The 13,095-nt window shown below is 67.2% G+C and carries 13 protein-coding genes; 4 read left to right on the top strand and 9 right to left on the bottom strand.

From position 1 onward, the window contains the following. Nucleotides 1–15 precede the first annotated feature (15 nt). Entirely contained in the window at nucleotides 16–1,101 is a 1,086-nt protein-coding gene (gene ychF, locus ACFWIX_RS03865) for a redox-regulated ATPase YchF (RefSeq protein WP_377214928.1), read from the bottom strand. 91 nt (nucleotides 1,102–1,192) lie between these two features. Here ychF and ACFWIX_RS03860 point away from each other — a divergent pair, with 91 nt between their 5' ends. Next, on the top strand, nucleotides 1,193–2,419 hold the full coding sequence (locus ACFWIX_RS03860; protein ID WP_377214767.1) for a DNA recombination protein RmuC: 1,227 nt from the start codon (nucleotides 1,193–1,195) through the stop codon (nucleotides 2,417–2,419). Between the two features lie 42 nt (nucleotides 2,420–2,461). On the opposite strand, the gene ACFWIX_RS03855 is transcribed toward ACFWIX_RS03860, so the two are convergent. Both ACFWIX_RS03855 and ACFWIX_RS03850 read right to left on the bottom strand, forming a co-directional pair. Beyond that, nucleotides 2,462–3,541: a 4-hydroxy-3-methylbut-2-enyl diphosphate reductase gene (locus tag ACFWIX_RS03855; RefSeq protein ID WP_377214766.1), complete on the bottom strand. Its 1,080-nt coding sequence runs from the start codon at nucleotides 3,539–3,541 to the stop codon at nucleotides 2,462–2,464. Beyond that, nucleotides 3,538–4,395, bottom strand: a complete 858-nt coding sequence (locus ACFWIX_RS03850) for a hypothetical protein (RefSeq protein ID WP_377214765.1) — start codon at nucleotides 4,393–4,395, stop codon at nucleotides 3,538–3,540. Before ACFWIX_RS03850 ends, ACFWIX_RS03855 begins: the two co-directional genes overlap by 4 nt. Before the next feature lie 186 nt (nucleotides 4,396–4,581). Here ACFWIX_RS03850 and xseA point away from each other — a divergent pair, with 186 nt between their 5' ends. After that, complete coding sequence (gene xseA, locus ACFWIX_RS03845; RefSeq protein WP_377214764.1) at nucleotides 4,582–5,871, top strand: exodeoxyribonuclease VII large subunit; 1,290 nt, start codon at nucleotides 4,582–4,584, stop codon at nucleotides 5,869–5,871. Next, complete coding sequence (locus tag ACFWIX_RS03840) at nucleotides 5,872–6,120, top strand: exodeoxyribonuclease VII small subunit (RefSeq protein ID WP_377214763.1); 249 nt, start codon at nucleotides 5,872–5,874, stop codon at nucleotides 6,118–6,120. It begins immediately after the preceding gene. 19 nt (nucleotides 6,121–6,139) lie between these two features. Here the strand turns inward: ACFWIX_RS03840 and ACFWIX_RS03835 are convergent, their stop codons facing one another. The 6 genes from ACFWIX_RS03835 to ACFWIX_RS03810 form a co-directional block, all read right to left on the bottom strand. Further along, nucleotides 6,140–6,994, bottom strand: coding sequence for a polyphosphate kinase 2 family protein (locus ACFWIX_RS03835; RefSeq protein ID WP_377214762.1), 855 nt, complete (start codon nucleotides 6,992–6,994; stop codon nucleotides 6,140–6,142). Nucleotides 6,995–7,045: 51 nt separating this feature from the next. Further along, the gene (locus ACFWIX_RS03830; RefSeq protein WP_377214761.1) at nucleotides 7,046–8,266 is read right to left on the bottom strand and encodes a pyridoxal phosphate-dependent aminotransferase; all 1,221 of its coding nucleotides are present in this window, start codon (nucleotides 8,264–8,266) and stop codon (nucleotides 7,046–7,048) included. Nucleotides 8,267–8,403: 137 nt separating this feature from the next. Beyond that, nucleotides 8,404–9,366, bottom strand: a complete 963-nt coding sequence (locus ACFWIX_RS03825) for an ABC transporter substrate-binding protein (RefSeq protein WP_377214760.1) — start codon at nucleotides 9,364–9,366, stop codon at nucleotides 8,404–8,406. Continuing rightward, nucleotides 9,363–10,106, bottom strand: a complete 744-nt coding sequence (locus tag ACFWIX_RS03820; RefSeq protein WP_377214759.1) for an ABC transporter permease — start codon at nucleotides 10,104–10,106, stop codon at nucleotides 9,363–9,365. Before ACFWIX_RS03820 ends, ACFWIX_RS03825 begins: the two co-directional genes overlap by 4 nt. Next, nucleotides 10,103–10,774: an ABC transporter permease gene (locus ACFWIX_RS03815; RefSeq protein ID WP_377214758.1), complete on the bottom strand. Its 672-nt coding sequence runs from the start codon at nucleotides 10,772–10,774 to the stop codon at nucleotides 10,103–10,105. Before ACFWIX_RS03815 ends, ACFWIX_RS03820 begins: the two co-directional genes overlap by 4 nt. Next, entirely contained in the window at nucleotides 10,774–11,886 is a 1,113-nt protein-coding gene (locus tag ACFWIX_RS03810) for an ABC transporter ATP-binding protein (protein WP_377214927.1), read from the bottom strand. Before ACFWIX_RS03810 ends, ACFWIX_RS03815 begins: the two co-directional genes overlap by 1 nt. Nucleotides 11,887–12,082: 196 nt before the next feature. Here ACFWIX_RS03810 and ACFWIX_RS03805 point away from each other — a divergent pair, with 196 nt between their 5' ends. Next, nucleotides 12,083–13,093, top strand: coding sequence for a pirin family protein (locus tag ACFWIX_RS03805; RefSeq protein WP_377214757.1), 1,011 nt, complete (start codon nucleotides 12,083–12,085; stop codon nucleotides 13,091–13,093). Nucleotides 13,094–13,095: the final 2 nt, after the last annotated feature.

The raw sequence follows: 13,095 nt of genomic DNA, 5'->3' as shown, positions 1-13,095 counted from the left end.
GGTTGGTGCTCGCGGCTAGACGTTGAAGCGGAACTCCACCACGTCGCCGTCGGCCATGACATATTCCTTGCCCTCAATGCGGACCTTGCCGCGGGACTTGGCCTCGGCCATGGATCCTGCCTCCATCAGGTCTTCAAACGAGACCACCTCGGCCTTGATGAATCCACGCTGGAAATCGGAGTGGATCACGCCGGCGGCCTGGGGTGCGGTGTCGCCCTGGTGGATGGTCCAGGCACGTGCTTCCTTGGGCCCTGCGGTGAGGTACGTCTGCAGGCCAAGGGTGTGGAAGCCCACGCGGGCCAGCTGGTCCAGGCCGGATTCGTCCTGGCCATTCATCTCGAGCATCTCGCGGGCTTCGGCCTCGTCCAGTTCCACCAGGTCCGCCTCGAGCTTGGCATCCAGGAAGATGCAGTCCGCCGGTGCCACAAGCGCCCGTAGTTCCTCCTGCTTTTCCGGGCTGCCCAGGATGCCCTCGTCCGCGTTGAACACGTAGATGAACGGCTTGGCCGTCAGCAGGCTCAGCTCCTTGAGGTGTTCCATCTCCAGTTTGTCGCTCTTGATGGCGGAGAAGATGGTGTCACCCCGCTCCAGCACCGCCTGCGCGGCCTTGATGGCGGCGAGTTCAGCGGCCTCCCGCTTCTTGATCTTGACCTCTTTTTCGATCCGGGGAATGGCCTTTTCGATGGTCTGCAGGTCCGCGAGGATGAGCTCGGTGTTGATGGTTTCCATGTCCGAGCGCGGGTCCACCTTGCCGTCAACGTGGATGACATCGGGGTCATCGAAGACTCGGACCACTTCGGCGATGGCCTCGGCTTCGCGGATGTTGGCCAGGAACTGGTTCCCCAGCCCCTCGCCCTCGGAGGCGCCCTTGACGATGCCGGCGATGTCCACGAAGGACACAGCGGCCGGCAGCACGCGCTGGGAGCCGAAGATCCCGGCGAGTTCGTGGAGCCGCGGGTCAGGCAGGTTCACCACGCCCACGTTCGGTTCGATGGTGGCGAACGGGTAGTTCGCCGCCAGGACCTGGTTGCGGGTGAGCGCATTGAAAAGGGTTGATTTGCCGACGTTGGGCAGTCCGACGATGCCAATAGTAAGAGCCACGAGCACCAAGTTTACCTTCATCGCGCCGCCCGGCAGTACCGGCTCGATGCGGCTGCCGCTGATTGTCGGTGGCCCGTGCAACAGTGAAGGCATGGATGCTTTCGCCTTGATTCTGGCCTTGTTCATGCTGCTGCTCGGTGCGTTCGCCGGTGCCGCGGCCACGTTTGTTGCGTTCCGCCGGAAGACCCGTGCACTGGAGCTGGACTTTGATGAGGTGTCCTCCCGCCTCGCGGAGGTCAGCTCGCAGTTCGCCGCGGCCGACGCCGAGCGGCGGCTTTTGTCTGCACAGAACCGCGAGCTGGGGGAGGCACGCGCACAGGACGGCAGTGTGCTGCGCGCGCTGGCACCCGTCGCCGAGAAGCTCACGGCCGTCCAGCAGCAGGTGGCGTTGCTGGAACGCGACCGCGTGGAGCAGTACGGCCAGCTGGCCCAACAGCTTCAGGAAGCCCGGATTTCGGATGAGCAGCTGATCCGCTCCACGCATGCACTGGAGTCGGCCCTGCGGTCCAACAGCGCACGCGGCCAGTGGGGTGAGGTCCAGCTCCGCCGGGTGGTGGAGGCGTCCGGAATGCTGCGGCACGTGGACTTTGTCGAGCAGCTGCACAGCTCCGGCGGGGACTCTGCCGTGCGCCCGGATCTGGTGGTGCAGCTTCCCGGCGAGAAGCAGCTGGTGGTGGACGCCAAGGTTCCGCTGACCGCTTACCTTGAAGCCCAGGAACTCGGTGGGGATCCGCGCGGGGGTCGGGCCGGCGGAGCCCTGTCCGGGATGGACCGGAGGCACCAGCAGACCCTCCTCACAGCGCACGCCAAGGCGCTGCGGGCGCATGTGGACACTCTCAGCAGCAAGAAGTACTGGGACATCTCCGGAAACTCCCCGGAGCTGGTGATCTGCTTTATCCCGGCCGAATCCATCCTGGCCGCGGCGCTCAACGCCGATCCGGAGCTGCTGGACCATGCCCTCTCACGGAACGTGGTCCTGGCCTCCCCCAGTACCTTGCTCGCCGTGCTGAAGTCTGTCGCGTTCACCTGGCGCCAGGATGTGCTGACGGACAGCGCCCGGGAGCTGTTCGACCTGGCCCGGCAGCTGTATGACCGCATGGGCACCCTGGGCGAAAATGTCACCAAGCTGGGGTCATCGCTGAAGTCGTCGGTGGACCGCTACAACGCCATGGTGGGAACACTCGAAGCACGGGTGCTGCCGACGGCACGGAAACTGAACTCGCTGGATGAATCCGGCCTGGCCGGCCCTCCCCCGGTGGAAGCGACGCCGCGCGCCTTGGCCGCGCCGGAACTGCAGGAGGACGGGGCCGCCGCCTGACGGGCAGGCCGCGCCCCCGGGTCCGTCGTCACCCGGGTGCCGTCAGTCGCGCGGCCTGCGGCCGCCCAGCGCGCGGCTGACGTCGCCGGCCTGCTTGAGGGTGGCCCGGAGTTCCTTGGGCAGTGAGAACAGCAGGTCCTCCTCGGCCGTAACCACTTCCTCGACGCTGCCGTAACCGTAGTCGGCCAGCAGGCGGAGCACGTCCTGGACCAGCACCTCGGGAACCGAGGCTCCGGAGGTGACGCCCACAGTGGCCACGCCCTCGAACCAGGACTCGTCCACCTCGTTGGCAAAGTCCACCCGGTAGGAGGCCTTGGCGCCGTATTCGAGCGCCACCTCCACCAGCCGGACGGAGTTGGAGGAGTTGGCCGATCCCACCACGATCACCAGGTCTGCCTGCGGTGAAATCTTCTTGATGGCCACCTGGCGGTTGGTGGTGGCGTAGCAGATGTCATCGCTTGGCGGGTCCTGCAGTGTGGGGAAGCGTTCCTTCAGCAGCCGCACGGTTTCCATGGTTTCGTCGACGCTGAGCGTGGTCTGGGAAAGCCAAATGACCTTTTCCGGGTCCCGGACCGTGACCTTGTCCACCTCGTGCGGGCCGTTGATGATCTGGATGTGCTGCGGTGCTTCACCCGCCGTCCCTTCAACTTCCTCATGGCCGTCGTGGCCGATCAGCAGGATGTCGAAGTCGTCCTTGGCGAACCGTACCGCCTCCTTGTGAACCTTGGTCACCAGGGGGCAGGTGGCATCGATGGTGCGCAGCCCCCGGTCCTCGGCGGACTGCACCACGGCAGGGGAAACGCCGTGCGCGGAGAAGATGACCAGGGCGCCCTCGGGTACCTCGTCCGTCTCATCCACGAAGACGGCACCCTTTTCCTCGAGGGACGTGACCACATGGACGTTGTGCACGATCTGCTTGCGCACGTAAACCGGCGGACCGTAGTGCTCCAGCGCCTTCTCCACGGCGATGACCGCGCGGTCCACTCCTGCGCAGTAGCCCCGGGGAGCGGCCAGCAGGACCTTCTTGGCCCCTGCCACCGGCGCTGCGGCAGCGACTTCCTCAGGAGACCGGCGCCTCCGCGGGACAGTTGGCATCGAAAGGGAAACAGCTGAGGAGGTCATTTCTCCATGCTACCGGTTGCCCGTTCGCGCCTCCGCGCCGCTTGGCTGCCGGCGAGGCCGGCCGCCAGGGCCACCACTCCCGCAAAGGCGGCAACCAGCGTCCAGGCCTGGAAGTCCCGGGATGCGGCCGCCACGAACTCATCGCGGAACATGTTGGCAACGTCACTGCCGGCGTCCGTGCCCAGGGCGCGGTCCCGGGCGATCCCGCTTACGGCGGCCCAGCATGCTGCCACCAGGAGCGCGCCGAGTCCTGTCCCCGCCAGGAGCGTCCAGCGGCGCCGGGCGGCCACCACGGCCAGTAGGAGCGCGACGGCGGATCCCGCGGCCAGCAGGTAGCCCGCCGGTGCGTAGGTTGTCAGGCGTTCAGCCCATTCCTTCTGCTCTGGACCGCCCGCGTTCAGCAGCGTCTGGTCTGGAGGGGTTAGCGGCAGTCCGGTGGCACGCGAGATCTCACCGGCTCCCAGTGCGACAAGCGGTGAGACGTCCAGGGTCAGCGCCGACGAGCCTTCCGCTTCGGCTTCACCCGCTCCTGAGAGGCTCAGCCGGTGGCTCTTGCGGAGGGTATCCTCCCAGGCTTGCCGGTACGCGGGCAGGCCGGTCAGGGATGCAGCCGCGTCCTCCAGCACCGGCTGGACCAGGTCCGTCAGGAAGCCCGGTAACGAGCTGGTGTCGATCGTCCCGACAGCCGCTGCAGCGAGGCGCTCCTGGAACGCCGGGTCTTTGCCAAGCGGACCGGCAAGTGCCACGAACCCGTCCTCCCGGACGATGGTGCGGTCCAGCCAGATGGCCGGAACCGCGACGGCGGCCAGCAGCATGCCGAGGATGGCGGCAGCCGCGGAAACAACAGTGCGCACAGCGGATCCTTCGCGTTGGGGGCTTCCATCCATCCTAGGCAGGATCCGCGCGGCAGGTCCTGTCGGACCCCGGTGGTAGACCTTATGGATAAGGTGGAAACACCGCCCCACGCGGCCCCGGACCGGCCTTGGATCAGCAGACGAAGGACATCATGCCCGCAGCTTCACCTCCGCAGGAGCGGTGCCATGTCTGAACAGGCGCTGCCCGGCACGGTACCCACAACTCTTCCGGCAACGGCGGCGGACACCACGCCGGACAATCCGTGGCCGCTGCAGCTGCTGTCCCAAAAGCTCAAGGCGCACATCGACCGAACCCCGTCAGCGTGGGTGGAGGGCCAGGTCATCGAGCTGAACCGGCGCGGGACAAACGCCTACCTGACGTTGCGCGACGTCGACGCGGAGGTTTCGCTTCCCGCCTCGGTCTGGACCAAGGTGCTGGAACGCCAGGACCTCCCTCTGGAACGGGGTTCCCGGGTGGTTGCGCTGCTCAAACCGGAATTCTGGCTGAAGACCGGACGCCTGAACATGCAGGTGCGGGACATCAGGCCGGTGGGCCTCGGCGATCTGCTGGCCCGCATCGAGCGCCTGCGCCAGGCACTCGCCGCGGAGGGCCTCTTCGCCGACTCCCGCAAGAAGCCCCTGCCCCTGCTCCCCCACCGCATCGGCCTCATCACCGGCCGTGACTCGGACGCCAAGAAGGACGTCCTGCGGAACGCGGCCCTGCGCTGGCCAGCGGTGGAATTCGAGATCCGCGAAGTGGCAGTGCAGGGAAACACGGCCGTCAGCCAGGTGGTGCGTGCCCTGCGGGAGCTGGACGGCCGGCCGGAGGTGGACGTCATCGTCATTGCCCGCGGCGGCGGTGCCTTGGAGGACCTCCTGCCGTTCAACAGTGAGGAACTCATCCGGGCCGTGGCCGCCGCAGTAACTCCGGTGGTCAGTGCGATCGGCCACGAGGCGGACCGGCCGCTGCTGGACGATGTCGCGGACCTCAGGGCCTCCACCCCGACCGATGCTGCCAAGCGGATCGTGCCGGACGTCTCCGAGGAGCTGGCGGGTGTCCGCCAGGCGCGCCAACAGCTGGAACGCTGCATCGTGCGTCTGGTGGACCGGGAGTCGGACCGGCTGGCGTCCCTACGGTCCCGCCCTGTGCTGGCCGCGCCGGAGGGCCTGGTGACCGTCCGTGGGGAGGAAGTCGAGCGCCTGCTTCGCCGTTCATCGGCCGCCATCGGCTCCACCGTGGTCCGTGCCGCGGACCAGCTCCAGCACCTCAAGGCCCAGGTCCGCGCGCTCTCGCCGCAGAAGACCCTGGACCGGGGCTACGCCGTCGTCGAACTTGCCCGGGAGTCCTCCGCCGCCCACGCCGTGGTCCGGCGCCCGGCGGAAGCCCCCGCTGGGGCGCCGCTCTCCATCCGGGTGGCCGAGGGCCGCTTTGGAGCCACATCCACGGGCACAACCACCACCGTCGAGGAGAACTGAATGAGCGAACAGGAAAGCACGGGACAGGGAAACACCGCACAGCAGCAGCCGGGCGATGTCACAGCGCTGAGCTACGAGGAGGCCCGCGAGCAGCTGGTTGCCGTCGTGGGCCGGCTGGAAGCGGGCGGTGCCAGCCTGGAGGAGTCGCTGGCCCTTTGGGAACGCGGTGAAGCCCTGGCAGCCCGCTGCGAGGAGTGGCTGGAGGGTGCGCGGAAGCGGCTCGCCGCCGCCCGCGACCAGCCGCTTTAAGTCAGGCCTCCAGGCAGGGCTACGTTTTCAGGATCAGCTGGCGTTCAACGTCCACGTCGAACTCCGCCTTGGGCCACTCCAGGTCCAGCTCTTTCAGGGCCTTGAGCAGGAGCTGCTGGACGGCGATCCGCGCGTACCATTTCTTGTTCGCCGGAATCACGTGCCATGGTGCGGATGCCGTGTTGGTGGCCTCGATGGCTGCCTGGAACGCGCCCATGTAGTCCGGCCAGAAGGCGCGCTCGTCACGGTCGCCCCTGCTGTACTTCCAGTGCTTGGCAGGGTTGTCCAGGCGGGCCAGGAGCCGTTCTTTCTGCTCGTCGCTGCTGATGTGCAGCATGACCTTGACCAGCTTGGTTCCGGAATCGGTGAGGCGCTCCTCGAATTCGTTGATGGCCAGGTACCGGCGCTTAATCTCGTCCGGGCTCGCCCAGCCGTGGACCCGGTGGATGAGCACATCCTCGTAGTGTGACCGGTCGAACACCCCCACCATGCCGGCCGCGGGCACGGCCTTTTCGATCCGCCACAGGAAATCGTAGGACTTTTCCTCATCCGTAGGGGCCTTGAAGGCCTTGAACTGGACGCCCTGCGGGTCCATGGCGGCCATCACGTGGTTCACCACGCCGCCCTTACCCGCGGTGTCCATACCCTGAAGGATCAGCAGGACCCGCTTGCGGCCGCCGAACCGGGACTCCGCAAAAAGCTTTTCCTGCAGTTCCGCGAGTTCGTCGTCCATCCCGGCCAGCAGGGCCTGGCCGTCCTCTTTGGTGCCGTTGTAGCCGGGGGTGGAGTCCGGGTCCACGCTGTCCAGCGAAAACCCCTTCCCCACGCGCAGGGTGTCTACCGGATGTTCTTCGAACTCGACGACGTCGGTCATGGGGCGCACCTTCCGGAGTGGTCAGCGGGCGGAGAGCCCGTGAACCACAGGCTAGTTCCCTTGGTACCTGCTGAGGAAGTCCCCCATCCGGCCGATGGCCTCTTCGATGTCCTTCACGTTGGGCAGCGTGACCATGCGGAAGTGGTCCGGACGCACCCAGTTGAACGCCCGGCCGTGCGAAACCAGGATCTTTTGTTCGCGCAGGAGGTCAAGGACGAACTTCTCGTCGTCGCGGATGTGGAAATACTCGGGGTCCAGCTTCGGGAACAGGTACAGCGCTCCCCGTGCCTGCTGCGTGCTGACGCCGGGGATGGCGTTGAGCATGTCGTAGGCCTTGTTCCGCTGCTCGAGCAGGCGCCCGCCCGGGAGGATGAGGTCGTTGATGCTTTGGTAGCCGCCCAGGGCTGTCTGGATGGCGTGCTGGGCCGGAACGTTGGCGCAGAGACGCATGTTCGCCAGCAGGCTGATGCCCTCAAGGTAGTCGGCGGCGTCCTTCTTGGGCCCGGAAATCGCCATCCATCCGGCACGGTAGCCGCATACGCGGTAGGCCTTGGACAGACCGCTGAACGTCAGGCAGAGGACGTCGTCTCCGGTCAGGGTCGCCATGTTGATATGGACTGCGTCCTCGTAAAGGATCTTTTCGTAGATTTCGTCGGCGAAGATCACCAGCCCGTGCTTTTCTGCCAGGGCAACGATGCGCTTGAGCGTCTCCTCCGGGTACACGGCGCCGGTGGGGTTGTTCGGGTTAATCACCACGATGCCCCTGGTCCGGGGCGTGATCTTGGCTTCCAGGTCTTCGAGGTCCGGCTGCCAGCCGGTCTCCTCGTCGCAAAGGTAGTGGACGGGCCGGCCGCCGGCCAGCGCTACGGAGGCGGTCCACAGCGGATAGTCGGGGGTCGGGATGAGGACCTCGTCGCCGTCGTCCAGGAGCGCCATGAGGGACATGGTGATGAGTTCGCTGACGCCGTTGCCCAGGTAAATGTCGTCCACGTGGATGTTCTGGATGCCGCGGGTCTGGTAGTACTGCGACACTGCAGTACGGGCGGAGAAGATGCCGCGGGAGTCGCTGTAGCCCTGGGCGTGCGGCAGGTGCCGGATCATGTCCACCAGGATGGCGTCCGGCGCCTCGAACCCGAACGGCGCCGGGTTGCCGATGTTCAGTTTGAGGATGCGGTGCCCTTCCGCCTCCATTTGCTGGGCGGCCTGCAGGATCGGTCCACGGATGTCATAAAGGACGTTGTTGAGTTTGGTGGACTGCCTGAATTCTGCCATCCATCAAATATGCCACAGGAGGGATAGGACGCCGTTGAGACTTAGGACACACGGACGACGGCGGCTGCCGGACCATGGAAGTCCGGCAGCCGCCGTCGTGGTCGCGTGCGTCCGGCAGGCTGCCGTCCGCGGCTTCCCTACTTCAGGATGCCCTTGTCCTTGAGCCAGGCCTCGGCTGCTTCCTTGGCACCCTGCTTCTGGCTGCCGCTGACTGCGCGGTTGAGGTTGATGAGGTCCTCTGTGGTGAGGATGCTGGAGACGTTGTTCAGCGCTTCCTTGGCCTTGTCCGTCATCTTGGCCGTGTTGTACAGCGGGATGACCTGCTGGGCGATGAAGTTGTTCTTCGGGTCCTCCAGAACCACCAGGTCGTTGTCGGCGATGGAGGGAGTGGTGGTGTAGATGTCGGCCACCTGCACCTTGTCCTCCAGCAGTGCCTTCAGGGTGACCGGGCCGCCGCCGTCGCTGAAGGGCTCCAGCTTCTTGGGCTCGCAGTTGTAGTTCTCCTTCAGTCCGGGCAGGCCGTACGCGCGCTCGGCGAAGGTGGCCGGGGCGCCCACCACGATTTCGTTGCAGACCTTGGCCAGGTCCTCGATGGACTTCAGCTGGTACTTTTCCGCCGTGGCCTTGGTGACCACCATGGCGTCCTTGTTCTCGGCCTTGGACGGGTCCAGGACAGCCAGGCCTTCCGGCAGCTTCTCAGGCAGTGCGGCGGCGATGTCCTCGGCGGATTCCTCCGTGGCCCCCTTGTCCACGTGCAGCAGCAGGTTCCCGGAGTAGTCCGGGACCACGTCCACCGAACCGTCCTGGACAGCCTTGATGTACACCTCGCGGGAGCCAATGTTCGGTTTGGTGGTGGCGGTGATGCCGGCAGCGTTCAGTGCTCCGGCGTAGACCTCTGCCAGGATCTGGCTTTCCGGAAAGTCCGCGGAACCCACCACCAGCGAGGTGGCGGCGCCGGACGCTCCGCCCGTGGGTGCGGGCGAGTTGCTGAGCGGATCGGATGATCCGCCGCAGGCGGAGAGCGCCACGGCCAGGCCGAGGCCTGCGGCCAGGCCGCTGAACGTGCGCCGGGCCAGGCGCGGTGAACGGCTATTCTTCATGACTTTCCTCCTTGTGACACAGCTTCCGCCACTGCGGGATCTGTGAGATCGACCGCGGCCGGCCGGCCGCGGCGGGACTGTTGCGGGGCGCCCGGCGACAGGAACAACCGCTGGACCAGGGACAGGATGAGGTCCACCGTGATGGCCAGGGCTGCGATCAGCAGGGAGCCGCCGAGCATCTGCGGGAAGTCGCTGAGGACCAGCCCGTCGAACAGGTACCGGCCCAGGCCACCCAGGTTGATGTAGGCCACCACCGAGACGGTGGCGATCACCTGCAGCACGCCGGTGCGGAAGCCGCCGAACATCACCGTGAGGGCGTTGGGCAGCTCGGCCCGGAAGAGCACCTGCAGTTCAGTCATGCCCATGGCCCGTGCGGCGTCCACGACGGTGCGGTCCACGCTGGAGATGCCGGCATAGGTTCCTGCCAGCAACGGTGGGATGGTCAGGATGACCAGCGCCCATACAGGGGGCATCAATCCGATGCCGGCCAGCAGCACGAAAAGCGTCAACAGCCCCAGCGTAGGCAGCGCCCGCAGGGCCCCGGCGAGCGCAACGATGGCCACTTTGCCCTTGCCGGTGTGGCCCACGAACATTCCGATGGGAACGGCGATGGCTGCGGCGATGGCCATGACCAGCCCGGTGTACTGCAGGTGCTCGGCAAGCCTGGCGGGGATCCCAGCGGACCCGGTCCAGTGGAGGGGGTCGCCCAGCCAGGCGAAGGTATCGGAGAAGACGCTCATGCTGCCGCCGCCCGTCCCGTGGCGGGTGTTTTCCGTCCGGCCCGCTCCCACGGCGTCAGGATCCGCTCCAGGAGGACCAGTAGCGCATCCATCAGGAGGGCCAGGACCAGGATCGCCACGATGCCAACCATTACCTCTGTGATGAAGCCGCGCTGCAGGCCGGAGGTGAAGAGCATGCCCAGGTTGCCCACGCCCAGCAGGGCAGCGACGCTCACCAGGGAGATGTTGCTGACGGAGACCACGCGCAGGCCGGCGAACAGGACCGGCAGGGAGAGTGGAAGGTCCACCCGCAGGAATCTTGCCAGCGGCTTGAACCCCATGGCGACCGCGGCCTGGCTGACGTCCGCTGACACGGAATCGAACGCATCAAGCGCCGCACGGACCAGCAGCGCCACGGCATAGAGGGTCAGGGCCACCACCACGTTGAGGGGGTCAAGGATGCGGGTGGCCAGGATGCTGGGAAGGATGATGAACAGCGCCAGCGACGGGATGGTGTAGAGCAGCGAGGAGGCTGTCAGCACCACGGAGCGGAGCACCCGGTGCCGGCGGGCCAGCTGCGCCAGCGGGACGGAAAGCAGCAGCCCCAGGACCATCGGGATGATGGCCAGAACCATATGCTGGCCGGCCCGCTCCAGGACCATGCTGCTGTTGGCGAGGAACCACTCCATCAGCGCGCAGCCTGGACGGCGGCCTGGCGTGCCTGGCGGGCCTGTTCGATGAGTGCCAGGATCTCGGGACCTCGGATGGCGCCCAGCACCCGTCCATCGGCGTCCACGGCAACGCCAAGGCCCGACGGCGACGACAACGCTGCGTCGAGGGCCCGCCGGAGGCTTTCGCCGGGGTGGAAGAGGGAACCGCCGGGGATCAGGTCGGCGTCGGTGCCGGGCGTTGCCCACCCGAGAGGGCGCATGTCGCCGTCCACCACCAGCTGCCAGCCGTCTGCGGCGTCGGGATCCGAACTGTGCCCGTCCGCGCCCCGGATGACCGTGGGCACGGGATGGAACGTGACGCCGTCGGACGCGGTGAAACCCAGGTGCCTGAAGCCGCGGTCCCTGCCCACGAAGCCGGCGACGAAGTCGTTGGCCGGGGCGCGGAGGATCTCCTCCGGGGCGGCGTACTGGGCGAGTTTGCCGCCCACAGCAAACACGGCCACCTGGTCCCCCAGGACGGTGGCCTCGTCGATGTCGTGGGTAACGAAAACGATGGTCTTGGCGAGGTCCTTCTGCAGCCGCAGAAGTTCCTGCTGCAGTTCGTCCCGGACCACAGGGTCGACGGCGCTGAAGGGCTCGTCCATGAGGAGGACGGGCGGATCGGCGGCGAGCGCCCGCGCCACGCCGACGCGCTGCTGCTGGCCACCCGAAAGCTGGGACGGGTACCGGCCGCCCAGGGTCCGGGCCAGGCCCACCACGTCCAGCAGGTCCTCTGCGCGCTTGCGGGCTTCTCGTCTGGACACCCCGTTCAGCCGCGGAACGGTGGCGATATTGTCCAGCACCGAGCGGTGCGGCAGCAGGCCGGCCGACTGCATCACGTAGCCCATGGAACGGCGCAGTTCAGCGGCCGGGACAGCGGTAACATCCTTGCCCGCAACGGTGATGGTGCCGGAGGTGGGCTCCACCATGCGGTTGATCATGCGCAGCGTGGTGGTCTTGCCGCATCCTGACGGTCCCACCAGGACCGTGATGGTGCCTTCTGCGATGGACATGGTCAAGGCGTCCACGGCCGGCTGTCCGCCTTGGTACTGCTTGGTTACCTCGTGGAACTCGATCATCGCCTGGCCCATGGTGCGGACATACCCTCTTCTGTTGGACAGCTTTTGGAGCACCGCGACTTTGTCATCAGCACGCTGCTAGTTAACGTAGCCCAAACCTCTGCCGCGTTCACCCGGAGCACTCCCGTTCCGGGCAAAGGATTCCCTTCCGTAACCATTCGGCGCCGGCCCCGGGCCGGATGGGTGCGGACGGGAATAGAGTGTGGGAATGACCAACCTGGAAGTGTCGCCCCAGCAGGAAGTCTGCCCCCCGGCGGCAGCGGCGGGCCCCTGCCTGGAGCTGTGGCCGGAGCGGGAGGTGCCGCTGGGCGGGGTGCGCGCCATGAACGTCCGCCGCACCCTGCCGCAGCGCGGCCTGCCGACCATCGGGGCCTGGTGTTTCCTGGACAGCTTCGGCCCGGACCGGACCGCAATGTCTGTCCTGCCGCACCCGCACATCGGCCTGCAGACGGTCACCTGGCCGTTGGCGGGCAACATCCGGCACCGCGACAGCGTGGGCAGCGATGTGGTGGTCCGCCCGGGCGAGCTGAACATCATGACAGCGGGGTTTGGCGTGTCGCATTCGGAATTCGCCGTCCTCCCGGAGGGCGGTGACCTGCCGGTGCAGCGGGGGCTCCAGCTGTGGGTGGCCCTGCCGGACAGGGAACGGCACCGGGAACCCGCTTTCGAGCAGCACCGGGCACTGCCCCGCGCCACCGGGGACGGCTTCACGGCCACAGTCATGGTGGGCAGCTTTGCCGGGGCCGTGTCCCCCGCCACCATGTACTCGCCCATCGTGGGTGCCGATGTCACCTGCGGCGGGCCCGCCGTGCTGCCGCTGGAGCCGGCCTTCGAACACGGCATCCTGGTGCTCGACGGCGGCCTGGCGGTGGACGGGCACGACCTGCGGCCCGGACCGCTGGGCTACCTCGGGACGGGCCGCAGCGAACTGGCCGTCGCCGCGGAGCCCGGAACGCGGTTCCTGCTCATTGGCGGCGAACCGTTCCAGGAAGAGCTGCTGATGTGGTGGAACTTCGTGGGCCGGACCCACGACGAAGTTGCGGCGGCGCGCGCCGACTGGGAGGCGCAGGCCGGACTCCCCGAGGAGGCCGCCGCCAAGGCCCGCTACGGGCTGGTGCGCGGCCACGGGCCGGAGGCCGGCGCAGAAGCCGGGCGCATCCCGGCTCCCCCGCTGCCTACAGTGCGGCTGACCCCGCGCAGGCGTGCCGCGAAAGGCTGAAG

Origin of the sequence: Pseudarthrobacter sp. NPDC058362, assembly GCF_042723515.1 — a bacterium.
In the GTDB taxonomy this organism is placed as follows: Bacteria; Actinomycetota; Actinomycetes; order Actinomycetales; family Micrococcaceae; genus Arthrobacter.
This window is presented reverse-complemented; position numbering and strand designations above follow the sequence as displayed.

Excerpts from the sequence above, each read along its gene's own strand:
- ACFWIX_RS03835 (WP_377214762.1), bottom strand. The coding sequence starts at position 6,994 with ATGACCGACGTCGTCGAGTTCGAAGAACATCCGGTAGACACCCTGCGC.
- ACFWIX_RS03830 (WP_377214761.1), bottom strand. The coding sequence starts at position 8,266 with ATGGCAGAATTCAGGCAGTCCACCAAACTCAACAACGTCCTTTATGAC.
- ACFWIX_RS03840 (WP_377214763.1), top strand. The coding sequence starts at position 5,872 with ATGAGCGAACAGGAAAGCACGGGACAGGGAAACACCGCACAGCAGCAG.
- xseA (WP_377214764.1), top strand. The coding sequence starts at position 4,582 with ATGTCTGAACAGGCGCTGCCCGGCACGGTACCCACAACTCTTCCGGCA.
- ACFWIX_RS03805 (WP_377214757.1), top strand. The coding sequence starts at position 12,083 with ATGACCAACCTGGAAGTGTCGCCCCAGCAGGAAGTCTGCCCCCCGGCG.
- ACFWIX_RS03820 (WP_377214759.1), bottom strand. The coding sequence starts at position 10,106 with ATGAGCGTCTTCTCCGATACCTTCGCCTGGCTGGGCGACCCCCTCCAC.
- ACFWIX_RS03825 (WP_377214760.1), bottom strand. The coding sequence starts at position 9,366 with ATGAAGAATAGCCGTTCACCGCGCCTGGCCCGGCGCACGTTCAGCGGC.
- ACFWIX_RS03860 (WP_377214767.1), top strand. The coding sequence starts at position 1,193 with ATGGATGCTTTCGCCTTGATTCTGGCCTTGTTCATGCTGCTGCTCGGT.
- ACFWIX_RS03810 (WP_377214927.1), bottom strand. The coding sequence starts at position 11,886 with ATGGGCCAGGCGATGATCGAGTTCCACGAGGTAACCAAGCAGTACCAA.
- ACFWIX_RS03815 (WP_377214758.1), bottom strand. The coding sequence starts at position 10,774 with ATGGAGTGGTTCCTCGCCAACAGCAGCATGGTCCTGGAGCGGGCCGGC.
- ACFWIX_RS03855 (WP_377214766.1), bottom strand. The coding sequence starts at position 3,541 with ATGACCTCCTCAGCTGTTTCCCTTTCGATGCCAACTGTCCCGCGGAGG.